Genomic DNA, 12,271 nt, shown 5'->3' with positions numbered 1-12,271 from the left:
TTTTAAAGAGCAACCTGGTTGCTCTTTTTTTTATCTTTAAAAAAAATTAAAAATGAAATATTGTGCTTTTCTGCGCGGAATAAATGTCAACGGAACCCGAATGAAAATGGCTGAAGTTTGCGAGGTTTTTAGAAATGTCGGTATGATGCAAGTTTCTTCGGTTTTAGCCACCGGAAATATTTTGTTTTCCTCCGAAAAAACTGAAACTGAATTAAAAACGACATTAGAAAAAGAGCTAAGTTCGCATTTCAATTACGAAGCGTTTTTGTTTTTAAAAACGGAAAACGAGGTTAAAGAAATTTTGGAAAAAAATCCCTTTGAAGCGACCAATAATTTTCACAACTACGTTTTTATCACCGCAGAAAATACCGCTTCACTTTTGAAAGAAAAGTTTGAAACCTGTCAAAAAAGTGAAGGTGAAAAAGGAATTTTAATCGATGATGATTTTTATTGGCAGGTCGAAAAAGGTAACACGCTGGATTCTGATTTTGGTAAAATCCTCGGCAACAAAAATTTTAAAGAAAAACTCACCAGCAGAAATATCAACACGCTGGAAAAAATTGCGCTGAAATTTTAGCTTTAGCAAAAACTAAAAAAAGCCTCAAATAGCGGCAAATTTTTTCAAACAGAAAATCCGTATTTTTGCACCTTATCAATTTCCTTTAAAAACGATTATCATGATTCAGTATTTAGAAAATATTCACCACAAAGATTCGAAAAACTTTTTTCTCATCGCCGGTCCGTGCATTATCGAAGGTGAAGAAATGGCGCTGAATATCGCCGAAAAAGTGTTGGAAATGACAAATAAATATCAGATACCGTATATTTTTAAAGGAAGTTTTAAAAAAGCCAACCGCAGCCGCGTCGATTCTTTTACAACGATTGGCGAGGAAAAATCTCTGGAAATTTTAAAGAAAGTTGGTGAAACTTTCAACATCCCGACCACAACTGATATTCACGAAAATGAACATGCGGCTTTAGCAGCAAATTACGTTGATGTCCTTCAAATTCCGGCTTTTTTGGTTCGGCAGACAGATTTGCTTATTGCGGCGGCAAAAACGGGAAAATGTGTAAGCTTGAAAAAAGGCCAGTTTCTTTCACCGGAATCCATGCAGTTTGCGGTAGAAAAAGTTCATGATTCGGGCAATCCCAAAACCGCAATTATTGAAAGAGGAAATTCTTTTGGTTACACCGATTTGGTCGTAGACTTCCGCGGAATCCCGACAATGCAAAATTATGCGCCGGTAATTTTGGATGTCACGCATTCTTTGCAGCAGCCGAACCAAAGCTCGGGTGTAACCGGCGGCCGACCGGAACTTATTGAAACCATCGCAAAAGCAGGTATTGCCGTCGGCGCAGATGGACTTTTCATTGAAACGCATCCAGATCCAAGCTGTGCACTTTCAGACGGAGCGAATATGCTTCGACTCGATAAACTCGAAGAATTATTACAGAAATTAACCAGAATAAGAGAAGCGATTTTGTAATCGTTTTTTTTTTTTTTCAATTTTTTAAGTAGTATTAAAAATTACCGGCTTAAAGCACCGAATTTTCCTCAATAAAATTCTATGATTTTTGTTATCTTTAAATTCTAGATTTTCCCCTTGAAAAAAATAAAAATTCTCGTCTTTTTGCTGCCAATTTTTGCTTCCTCGCAAATAAGTTTAAAAGTTTTGGATGAAGCAGGTCGCCCGGTTTCTAAAGCAAATGTTTCCTATAACAATCTAAATTTTTCCACCGACCAAAATGGTTTTTTAAGCATTCCAGTCGCTGATTCGGAACAGATTTTACGGGTTGAAAAGGCAAATTTTTCTGGTTTTTCTAAAACGGTAAAACCGAACCCGAAAGTGCAGAATATTACGGTTTTGTTTCTTGATGCAAACCGGGAAGTCGCGATACAGGAAGTTGTTTTTCAGAAAAAGGGAAAACCGAAAATCACCGATCTGACCTCGGTTGAAATTTCGACAAAGGAAGCGCAGCAGGTTGCCTCACTTTCCGGGGGTGTGGAAGGGCTTTTGAAAACTTTACCCTCGGTAAATTCCAATGCTGAACTTTCGTCGCAATACATGGTGCGCGGTGGAAATTATGATGAAAATCTTATTTACATTAATGATATTGAGATTTATCGCCCGTTTTTAATCCGGAATTCTTTGCAGGAAGGTTTAAGCATCATCAATCCGGATATGGTCGGTTCCATCAATTTTTCCGCTGGTGGTTTTGAAGCCAAATATGGCGATAAAATGTCGTCCTCATTAAATATATATTATCGTCAACCGACGAAATTTGAAGTCTCAGGTGAAGCGAGTTTTATCGGCGCGCGACTTTCCACCGGATTTGCTTCTAAAAATCAAAAGCTTTCCGCGCTGTTTTCGGGAAGATACCGAAACACCAATTTGGTTTTGAATACGCTGAATGAGGAAACCGATTTTAATCCGCAATACACCGATTTTCAGAGTTATATCAATTATAAATTTAATGAAAAATGGGCGGTTTCATTCATCGGATATTGGAGCAAAAATGATTATGAAATGCTGCCGAAAGCAAAAGATGTGGAATTCGGAACTTTGCAAATGCCTTTAAAACTCACCGTTTTTTATGACGGAAAAGAAGACGATCAGTACAAAAATATGATGGGCACGGCTTCCATCAACTATAAGCCCAGCAAAAAATGGTCATTTAGCCTCGATAATTTTGCGTACCAAAACCGTGAACGCGAATATTATACGGTTGCGTCAGGTTATTTGCTTCAAACTTTTGATCCGGTTACCGGCGCGCCCGTAACTTCGTATGACGTGGGTGGGCAGATCGATCACGCGCGCAACGATCTGCAGGTAAAAACCTACGGTTCGCAACTGAAAGGAAAATTTTCACCAAACGTAAATACCGATTTTGAAGCCGGTTTTAAATTCGAAAAGGAAAATCTGAAAGACCTTACAAACGAGTGGCAACTCGTGGATTCTTTAGGTTATAGTTCGCCGCGTGATTATGCAAATCCAGGGACTTTAGACACTTCAGATCTACGTTTAAAATACCATATTTCCGGGCAAAATAACATTCAGCCGACACGTCTTTCCGGTTATACTCAATATTCGACCAAATTTTACTGGAACGAAAACCGTGTTTTTGTCAACGCAGGTGTTCGCGCTTCGCATTGGGATTTCAATGATGAAACCATTATTTCACCACGCGCACAAGTCGCTGTAAAACCAGATTGGGAGCTGGACATGCTGTTTAAACTTTCGGGTGGAATATATTACCAGGCACCATTTTACAAAGAGATTAAAGATGTAGACGGCAGTTTTAATCCGAATATAAAATCGCAGCGTTCGCTTCAGCTTATTTTCGGAAATGATTTTGAATTTAAAATGGTAGACCGTCCGTTTAAGCTGACCACCGAAGCATATTATAAAAAAATGGATCATTTAATCCCGTATTATCTGGATAACATCCGAATCCGCTATTCCGGGAAAAACAATGCTGAAGGTTACGCATACGGGTTCGACACGCGACTTTTCGGTGAATTTGTTCCAGGTGTAGATTCCTGGATTTCTGCCAGCTACGCGCGGGTTTTTGAAAATATTAATGATAAAGGTTACATTCCAAGACCGACTGATCCGCGCTTCCGGTTTTCGATGTTTTTTCAGGATTATATGCCGAAATTTCCTTCAATGCGTGTGAACCTGACTTTGCTGTATTCAAGCGGTTTGCCGAGTGGAACACCTATAACTTTCAAGGCTGACGGAACGCCGGATTTCGAAGCTCCATACCGTTACCAAAAAACATTACAGTCCTACAAACGTGTAGACATTGGTTTGTCCAAAGTTTTTATCGATCAGAAAGACCATAAAATAAATGGTGCTTTTTGGGAAAATTTTAAAGAACTGACTTTAGGTGTCCAGATTTTCAATGCATTTAACATTAATAATACGGTCGCAAATCAGTGGGTGAATGATGTGAATTCGGCATATATTTATCCGGTTCCAGTGCGCCTGACGGGCAGATTTTTTAACGTCAAATTAGATTTTAAGCTTTAATTCAAAAACGAAAAAAATGCCGCTAAAGCAGCATTTTTTTTGATTTTATATTTTATTACGTAATTATTGCTCCGAATCTGTTTCCGAATCCTGATGAGAAATTGTGTCGTACAAATCTTTCCGGCGGTCGCTCATCGTGCGTACAGCACCGTAATGATGCAGTTCTTTCAGCAGATTTAGATCAACATCAACAATTAGTGTAGATTCCGTATTTGGTGTTGCTTCACCTTTTATCGCGTTGGACGGGAAAGCAAAATCCGACGGCGTGAAAACCGCAGCCTGACCATACTGGATATCCATGTTATTTACACCCGGCAAATTTCCCACACAACCTGCAATCGCGACGTAACATTCGTTTTCAATCGCTCTTGCTGAAGCGCAATTCCGCACGCGCATATATGCATTTTGAGTATCGGTTAAATACGGAACAAACAGAATCTTCATGCCTTGATCGGCTAAGAGTCGCGGCAACTCCGGAAATTCTACATCATAGCAAATCACCAGACCAACTTTTCCGCAATCGGTGTCGATGACTTTTATAGAATTTCCACCTTTCATGCCGTAATATTTTCTTTCGTTCGGTGTGATGTGGACTTTTCGGTGTTCATCAATTTTTCCGTCGCGGTGCAGCAAATAGCTGATGTTGTACAGTTCCTCATTTTCCACCAAAGGCATGCTTCCACCAACGATGTTGATGTTGTACGCAATCGCGAGCTGAGACAGTTTATTCTTAATATCTTCCGTAAGTTCAGCCAGTTTGAACATGCTGTCTCTTTCGCTCAAATGGTTGAAAGGCGCAAGCAACGGCGTATTGAAAAATTCCGGGAACATGATGAAATCCGATTTGTAATCCGCCATCACATTCACGAAAAATTCTACCTGCTCATAAAAAGCGTCAAGGTCTTTAAAATGCCGCATCTGCCACTGAATTAAGCCCAAACGGATTACAGAATCCTGCATGGTGTTGGGTTTTTTGCTGTAATAGATGTTGTTCCACTGCATTAAAACCGCGTTTTCTTCGGAATTTGCGTCTTCCGGCAGGTAATTTTTCAGCACTCGAATCGGCAGAAAATTATTCGCCAGCTGGAAACTTAAAACCGGATCATAAATTTCTTTTTTCCGAACCTGCTGAATATATTGGCGTGGCGAAAGTTCCGCGCTGTATAAATGATAATTCGGAATTCTACCGCCTATAATAATGGATTTTAGATTTAATTTTTCACACAAATCTTTACGCGCATCGTATAAACGCCGTGCGAGCCGCAATTCGCGGAATTCCGGATCCACGAAAATTTCAATTCCGTAGAGAACATTTCCGGTTTCCGAATGAGTGTTAAAGGTATAATTTCCCGTGATTTCGTTATAAGTATGATCGTCGCCAAAGAGCTCGTACTGAACTTTCAGCGCGAGACAAACCGCGGCAATTTTTCCATCGACGGTGATGCAAATTTGACCGTCGGGAAAAATTTTTATGAGCTTTTGAATGCTTTTTTTGGACCAGATGCTTTCGGACATTGTTGGATACGCTTTCTGCATGGTTTCCCGCAATTCATCATAATCATAGATTTCTAAATTTCTAATATCGATCTGCATTTTCTTAAATTAAATTTGTTAAACAATAAGTCCGGACGAATGATCGTGCGAACTTCCGGTGGCTGAAGCCAAGGTGTTTATTTCATTTTTAAAGCGCAAAACGCCCATAAAAGCAAAGATGAGCGCTTCTTTAAAATTAATGATTTCGGCACCAGGAATAATGATTTCAGCATTTGAATGATTACTAATTCTTTCAATCAAAAATTGGTTGTAAGTTCCGCCGCCGGAAAAAAGCACCTTTTTAAGGCCGAATTTTTCGAAAACCATCGCAATCTGCACTGCCGCGTGTTCCGTAAATGTTGCTAAAATATCAACACTTTTTCCGTTTTTAAACAATGGAAAAATATGTTCGGAAACCCATTCAATTCCGAGAGATTTTGGTGGATTTTTCTGGTAAAATGACAGCTTGTTCAGCTTTTCTAAAAGCTCTGTGTTGACTTTCCCGCTTCGTGCAAAATCGCCGTTTTCATCAAAATTTTTACCTAGTTTCTGAGCAAATTTATTCAAAACAATATTGACGGGACAAATATCGAACGCTACCCGGCGCTGATTTTCTTTAAATGAAATATTCGAAAAACCGCCAATATTCAGGCAAGCGTCGTATTCTGAAAATAATAGTTCATCACCAATCGGCACCAAAGGCGCGCCGTTTCCGCCCATTAAAACATCCTGACTTCGGAAATCATAAACTACGGGAATTCCGGTTAAAATTTTAATAGCGCGTCCGTCACCAATCTGGACCGTAAATTTTTTTTCGGGCTGATGAAAAACCGTGTGACCGTGCGAAGCAATTAAATCGATGTTTGTAAGCTGAAATTTTTCGATAAATTCCAGAACTTTTTCACCCAAATAAAAACCAAATTCGGAATGAAGTTCGAAAAGTTCTTCAGCAGAAATTTTCGTGGCATTTCGAAGCTTTTTTTCCAATTCTTCCGAATACGGAAAAGTTTCAGCATTTAAAATTTCGAAATTCCATTTTCCAAAATCATCTTTTTCAAAAGCTGCGTGACAGATATCGAGGCCATCGAGACTTGTTCCGGACATTAAACCTAAAGCATGAAAAGTCATAAAATGAATTTTTGAAGGTGAGGAAAATCGAAAAAATTGCCTGCTTTAACGGCCTTTTTCCGGAATTTTCTGCGCGTTGATATCTCCGGAATTATTGAAAAAAGTGTATTCAGAAAAATCATCTTTAGCTTTCATTCCGTTCGCGCCAACGAGCGTGGAGCCATCTTTGTCGGTTACATAGACCGTGTCCGCCGTGTAAATCAAGCGTTTCACCTGATCCCAATATACGGACTGCATGGCGAACATTTGGTTTTCATTACTTACAATTCGTACGTTGCCTTTGGCTTCGTAGAATTTTTTAACTTCATTGAATTTCGCATATTTCGCCGTAATTTTTCCTGGTACATTCGGTTTTTTTTTGTCGTAAAAAAGAATGTTTATGCCTTTTCGCGCAACGATGTACGGCGAATCTATATATTCAAATTTTTCAATGAGTGGAGCAGTAGCGCGTAATTTCACCATTCCCGAATCGCGCTGCACGATATTCGCGTTGTAAATAATCTGCGACGGGAAATTGGTATTTCGGTTTTTGTTGATTTTCGTAAGGTCTTCTTCGCAGGAAATTAAACCAAAAAATATAGCACAACCCAGAAGGGCGGCTATATTTTTAGATTTTATTGCAGTTCGGAAACTCATTTTCTAATCATAAAGTCGTTTGTTAAACCACTTATCTGCAAAGTTAATTCCTATTCTCAGGTTAATGAAATTCTGGCTGATTAAATTGTTTTCAAGCGTTCCGCGTTTTCCCAGTTCTAAACCTAGATCAATTCCGCTCATGCGGCTCGCGCTGTTGCTGTCAAACGGAAAATGCATGCCGCCGGTAATCGCAAACTGGTTAATATCAGTTCCGTTCAGCTGAAGATTTCCTTTTTCATAATACGCACCGTAACGGTAAGTTACACGCGAAAAATAGCTGCGGAAATTGTTGAAATTAGGGATAAACCATCCACCAGCAGAAATTTTATAAGAATCCTGATAAGAGAAAGGCTGACCTAAATATTGTACTGTTTCACCTTTTTTGTAATCTACCTGCGTACCGGCAAACCATTTACCATCTTTACCCAAGCCGGCACCAACAGATACTTCCATCGGGATCAGATTTTTGTCTTCGCTGGCGCTTTCTTCAATAATGCTTTCGTTGGCTTTTATTTTGCCCGGCGCGTAAAAATAGGTGCTGTTTTTATAAGTGCTTTCCATTTGGCCTGTATTTCCGAAGGAATAGGTCGCACCAAATGTCAGTTTTTTATCTTTTTCTAAAGCTTTCTGATAAGCGGTTCCTAAAGTAAAATTAAAGGTTTTGATTTTATTTCGGGTTTCGTAACCGTTTATCAGCTCCGCGTTGCTCGCAGTAACTTCATTAATGTCATATAAATTTCCAAAATAGAAATTGGTTCTTGCGCCTAAAGCAAACTCCGGTGAAATTTGATACGAAAAAGCCGCCTGAATCATGTTCAAACCACCTTCGCCGCGGAAACTGCTCGCCGTAGTGTCGCCATTTTCGTTTTTTTCCTCCGTAAGGACTTCATATTTTTTCGAGCTGTAAGGCTGGTAACCCAAACCGAATTTCACTTTTGGTGAAAGCGGAAAAGCAAGCGAAATATTGGATAAATAAGTGGAATGCTTTGTAGAATTGGCGTCGTTATAATCAGATTTGAAAAAATTATTTTCGTTGGTTCCTTCAACTTTAAAACTGGTAAGTCCTAAATTTTTGTTCGCCGCCGGATTGCTGAAGTTAAAACTGTTGTTAAAATCCCAGATATACGCGGTAGAAACACCACCCATCGAATTGATATCTACGGTATTGTCGTACTTTACATCTCCAATTCCGAAGGCAGCGTAAGGCGAATTACCAATCGATTGGGCATTTATAAAATAACCTGCCGCGATGATCGGTAATACAAAAAATCTTTTCATTCTCTATTTTTAAAAATAATGCGCAAATATCTTAAATAATACTGAACTGTGAAAGCACATTTGGTTAAAGTTTGTTAAGCTTAAAGACGCAAATCTGTACTGAATTTCGAAAAAAAATGCCATTATAGCAGCAAAATTTTAATTCAGAAAAACGGCGTGATTTTTACCGAAAATGTAATCGGAGAAAATTTGTCGCTTGAACGGCAAATTTTTCTGCTTTTCAAAGAATTTAGAAGTTCAGAAAAATGAAATTTTAAATTATCTTTGAAGCATGAATTGGGAAGATATTGTTGGCCAAAACAGCCTGAAAAAACTGCTGAAAGAAAGTATTGAAAACCGCCGCGTAAGCCACGCACAGCTTTTTATCGGTAAAGAAGGTTACGGAACGTTGCCGCTCGCGCTGGCTTTTGCTAAAGAAATTCTGACCCGTGAAAATGAAAGTGCTTCCTCTAAAGTCGACAATCTGAATCATCTCGATTTACATTTCAGTTTTCCCGTTTTCAAATCCGATAAAACTGGTTGGTCTTCGCAGTTTTTCGAGGAATTTCGCGGTATGATTTTAGAAAATCCATATTCAAATGCTGAAGACTGGAACGCGATTTTGGAATCGGAAAATAAACAACTCACCATTTACGCTGACGAAGTTGATGAAATCAACAAGAAATTTGCGCTGAAAAGTTTTGAAGGCGGCAGCAAAATCCTCATCGTTTGGCAAGCTGACAAAATGAACACCGAAGCGGCAAATAAATTCCTGAAATTCCTGGAAGAACCGCCAAAAAACACCTATATCATATTAATTGCAAGCGACGCCGGTGACATGTTGCAAACCATTCTTTCGCGCACGCAGCTTGTTGAAGTTCCACAAATTTCCGACGAATATTTAAGCGCAGCGCTTCAGAAAAAATTCGGTGCTGAAACGGCAAAAATTTCCGAAATTCTTTTTCAGGCGCAGGGAAACTGGAACACCGCGCAAAAACTCATGACTGTCGAAAACGAAAGTTCCGAAAACGAAGAACTTTTTATCATGTGGGTTCGCGAAGCTTTTCAGGTGAAAAAGAAACCGGAATTTCTGAAAAATATCGTGCTTTGGGGCCGAAAAATTTCACTTTGGAACCGCGAGAAACAAATGAATTTCCTCGAATATTGTGCTGAAATGTTCCGGCTTGCGCTGCTGCAGAATTACGGTGGCGAAGAATTGGTGTACAAAAAGATTCAGTCCGGAGGATTCAAATGGGAAAGCTTTTCAAAATTCATACACGGTGCAAACATCGAAGCTATTTTAGAAGAAATTTCCGAAGCCAATTATCACCTCGAACGCAACGGAAATCCCAAAATAGTTTGGACGGATCTGGGAATAAAACTTTCGCGCTACATTCATAAAGCAGCGTAAATAATAATAAAATTCGCCGCTATTTGGCCAATAAATTCAAAAATTCCTGTTCATCCAGAATTTCGATGGTGCCAATTTCCTGCGCTTTTTTAAGTTTGCTGCCGGCTTTTTCACCAACGACCAGATAATTAAGATTTTTAGACACGGCGGAAATATTTTTTCCGCCGTTTTTTTCTACCATTTCTTCGGCTTCCTCGCGAGTAAAAAGTGAGAGTTTTCCGGTAAAGAGAAAGGTTTTATTTTCTAAAACCGTGCTTAAAAGTTTGTTTGAGTTTTTACCTTTTTCCAGTTGGACGCCGTAAGATTTCAGCCGTTCAAGTATTAAAATATTTTCCGGATTCTGAAAGAAATTCACGATGCTTTCTGCAATCTTTCCGCCGATATCTTCCACCTGAACGAGTTCCAGTGCAGTTGCTTCTTTTAAAGCTTCAATGCTTTCAAAATTTTTCGCGAGTTTTTTCGCAACGGTTTCACCTACGTGCTTAATTCCAATGCCGAAAAGTACTTTTTCAAAAGGAATTGTCTTCGATTTTTCAATTCCGTCAATAATATTCTGCGCAGATTTTTCGCCCAATCTTTCCAGTGGCAAAATCTGCTCTTTGGTTAAAGTGTAAAAATCTGCCGGATTTTCGACCAATTTTTCACGATACAATTGTTCGATCGTTTCAGCGCCTAAATTTTCGATATTTAAAGCTTTTCTCGAAACATAGTGAATCATTCGTCCTACAACCTGCGGCGGACAATGCAAATCATTAGGGCAAAAATGTATGGCCTGATCTTCAATTTTCACCAACGTTGTTCCGCATTCCGGACAATGCGTGATATATTGGATTTCCCGGTTTTGTGGGTTTCTTTTTTCCTCGTTTACACCGACAATTTTTGGTATTATTTCACCGCCTTTTTCCACATAAACGAAATCGTGCTCATGCAGTTCCAGCTTTTTGATGATATCTTCGTTGTGCAAACTTGCTCTTTTTACGGTGGTTCCAGCGAGTAAAACGGGTTTTAAATTTGCCACCGGCGTAATTGCACCGGTTCGTCCAACCTGGTAAGTTACCGTCAGCAATTCGGTTTCAACTTTTTCAGCTTTGAATTTATACGCCATCGCCCAGCGCGGCGATTTGGCTGTGAATCCGAGCTGCGACTGCTGTTTAATGGAATTTACCTTCAGCACAATTCCATCGATTTCGAACGGAAGATCGTGTCGCGCTTCATCCCAGTAATTAATGAAATCCTGGATTTCAGTTAAATTCGTGCACAATCTTGCCTGATCTGAAACTTTAAACCCCCATTTTTTAGCATTTGTCAGCAATTCCCAGTGTGTTTTGGCCGGAATTTCGGTAGAAATAAACTGATAAAGCACCGCCGAAAGTCCGCGCTTTCTAACTTCTGCGGAATCCTGCATTTTCAAGCTTCCGGAGGCAGTGTTTCGCGGATTCATAAACAAATCCAATTCTTCTTCTTCGCGCCGAAGGTTTATTTTATCAAAATTTTTACGAGTTAAATAAATTTCGCCGCGCATAAAAAACTGCACCGGAAATTCACCTTTTAAAGTCAAAGGAATATCAGAAATCGTTTTTACGTTCGCCGTAATTTCATCACCCTGAAAGCCGTCACCGCGTGTTACTGCCTGCTTAAGCTTTCCGTTTTCGTAAAAAATCGAAATGGATGCGCCGTCATATTTCAGTTCGGCGACAAATTCTACCGGCTCGTCAATAACTTTTATGATGCGTTTTTCCCAATCCGCCAAATCGTCAAAATCATAAGAATTATCCAACGAATACATTCGAAATTGATGCGGAACTGTCGGAAAATTTTTGGTGATTTCACCGCCAACGCGCAAAGTGGGAGAGTTTGGATCGTAAAATTCGGGATGGGCGATTTCAAGGTCCTGAAGCTCTTTTATTTTCTGATCAAATTCAAAATCCGAAATCGTCGGCTGATCTTCAACGTAGTAATTGTAATTATGCTGGTGAAGTTCTGCGCGCAGCGCTTCAATTTTTTCTAAAATTTTTTCGGACATAAATGGCGGTATTTCTACAAAAATAGGGAATCATTTAAAAATTTTCGGGCCGATTTTTCTTTTTTTTGAAATTTAAATTGATGGTCTAAATATTGTCGCGTAATAATTTTTCGCCGATTAACGCTGAAATTTTTACGAAGGAATTAAAAATTTGCCGTTTATATGGCATTTTTTCCACTTTTTCTAAAATTTTGATGATGAAGAAAAATGACGTTCTTTGAACAACGAAAAATTGAAATGATTGCACGT

The 12,271-nt window shown here is 39.2% G+C and carries 9 protein-coding genes; 4 read left to right on the top strand and 5 right to left on the bottom strand.

Going from position 1 to position 12,271, the window contains the following annotated elements:
* The first annotated feature begins 52 nt into the window (after nucleotides 1-52).
* From BMZ55_RS02460 to BMZ55_RS02450, 3 genes are all read left to right on the top strand, one after another.
* Nucleotides 53-577 (top strand): DUF1697 domain-containing protein, encoded by a 525-nt coding sequence (locus BMZ55_RS02460; protein ID WP_089818343.1) that lies wholly within the window; start codon nucleotides 53-55, stop codon nucleotides 575-577.
* A gap of 100 nt (nucleotides 578-677) precedes the next feature.
* Nucleotides 678-1,487: a 3-deoxy-8-phosphooctulonate synthase gene (kdsA, locus tag BMZ55_RS02455; protein WP_089818341.1), complete on the top strand. Its 810-nt coding sequence runs from the start codon at nucleotides 678-680 to the stop codon at nucleotides 1,485-1,487.
* Nucleotides 1,488-1,847: 360 nt separating this feature from the next.
* Nucleotides 1,848-4,034, top strand: a complete 2,187-nt coding sequence (locus BMZ55_RS02450; RefSeq protein WP_089819378.1) for a TonB-dependent receptor plug domain-containing protein — start codon at nucleotides 1,848-1,850, stop codon at nucleotides 4,032-4,034.
* 63 nt (nucleotides 4,035-4,097) lie between these two features.
* On the opposite strand, the gene BMZ55_RS02445 is transcribed toward BMZ55_RS02450, so the two are convergent.
* The 4 genes from BMZ55_RS02445 to BMZ55_RS02430 are packed head-to-tail and all read right to left on the bottom strand — an operon-like array spanning nucleotide 4,098 to nucleotide 8,609.
* On the bottom strand, nucleotides 4,098-5,627 hold the full coding sequence (locus BMZ55_RS02445) for a carbon-nitrogen hydrolase family protein (RefSeq protein WP_039344539.1): 1,530 nt from the start codon (nucleotides 5,625-5,627) through the stop codon (nucleotides 4,098-4,100).
* Nucleotides 5,628-5,645: 18 nt separating this feature from the next.
* Nucleotides 5,646-6,695 (bottom strand): anhydro-N-acetylmuramic acid kinase, encoded by a 1,050-nt coding sequence (locus tag BMZ55_RS02440; RefSeq protein WP_089818339.1) that lies wholly within the window; start codon nucleotides 6,693-6,695, stop codon nucleotides 5,646-5,648.
* Nucleotides 6,696-6,740: 45 nt separating this feature from the next.
* Complete coding sequence (gene lptC, locus BMZ55_RS02435; protein ID WP_089818337.1) at nucleotides 6,741-7,331, bottom strand: LPS export ABC transporter periplasmic protein LptC; 591 nt, start codon at nucleotides 7,329-7,331, stop codon at nucleotides 6,741-6,743.
* A gap of 3 nt (nucleotides 7,332-7,334) precedes the next feature.
* Nucleotides 7,335-8,609: a BamG family beta-barrel-assembly machinery protein gene (locus BMZ55_RS02430; RefSeq protein WP_089818334.1), complete on the bottom strand. Its 1,275-nt coding sequence runs from the start codon at nucleotides 8,607-8,609 to the stop codon at nucleotides 7,335-7,337.
* Nucleotides 8,610-8,880: 271 nt separating this feature from the next.
* On the opposite strand from BMZ55_RS02430, the gene BMZ55_RS02425 reads away from it, so the two are divergent.
* Complete coding sequence (locus tag BMZ55_RS02425) at nucleotides 8,881-9,999, top strand: DNA polymerase III subunit (RefSeq protein ID WP_089818332.1); 1,119 nt, start codon at nucleotides 8,881-8,883, stop codon at nucleotides 9,997-9,999.
* Nucleotides 10,000-10,018: 19 nt separating this feature from the next.
* Here the strand turns inward: BMZ55_RS02425 and ligA are convergent, their stop codons facing one another.
* Nucleotides 10,019-12,022 carry an NAD-dependent DNA ligase LigA gene (gene ligA / locus BMZ55_RS02420; RefSeq protein ID WP_089818330.1) on the bottom strand — a complete coding sequence of 668 codons (2,004 nt, stop codon included), beginning with the start codon at nucleotides 12,020-12,022 and terminating at the stop codon, nucleotides 10,019-10,021.
* Nucleotides 12,023-12,271 lie beyond the last annotated feature (249 nt).

This window comes from Kaistella treverensis (assembly GCF_900114045.1).
In the GTDB taxonomy this organism is placed as follows: domain Bacteria; phylum Bacteroidota; class Bacteroidia; order Flavobacteriales; family Weeksellaceae; genus Kaistella; species Kaistella treverensis.
This window is presented reverse-complemented; position numbering and strand designations above follow the sequence as displayed.

Coding starts and splice junctions, on each gene's coding strand:
- BMZ55_RS02460 (WP_089818343.1), top strand. CDS start 53: ATGAAATATTGTGCTTTTCTGCGCGGAATAAATGTCAACGGAACCCGA.
- kdsA (WP_089818341.1), top strand. CDS start 678: ATGATTCAGTATTTAGAAAATATTCACCACAAAGATTCGAAAAACTTT.
- BMZ55_RS02445 (WP_039344539.1), bottom strand. CDS start 5,627: ATGCAGATCGATATTAGAAATTTAGAAATCTATGATTATGATGAATTG.
- BMZ55_RS02440 (WP_089818339.1), bottom strand. CDS start 6,695: ATGACTTTTCATGCTTTAGGTTTAATGTCCGGAACAAGTCTCGATGGC.
- lptC (WP_089818337.1), bottom strand. CDS start 7,331: ATGAGTTTCCGAACTGCAATAAAATCTAAAAATATAGCCGCCCTTCTG.
- BMZ55_RS02430 (WP_089818334.1), bottom strand. CDS start 8,609: ATGAAAAGATTTTTTGTATTACCGATCATCGCGGCAGGTTATTTTATA.
- BMZ55_RS02425 (WP_089818332.1), top strand. CDS start 8,881: ATGAATTGGGAAGATATTGTTGGCCAAAACAGCCTGAAAAAACTGCTG.
- ligA (WP_089818330.1), bottom strand. CDS start 12,022: ATGTCCGAAAAAATTTTAGAAAAAATTGAAGCGCTGCGCGCAGAACTT.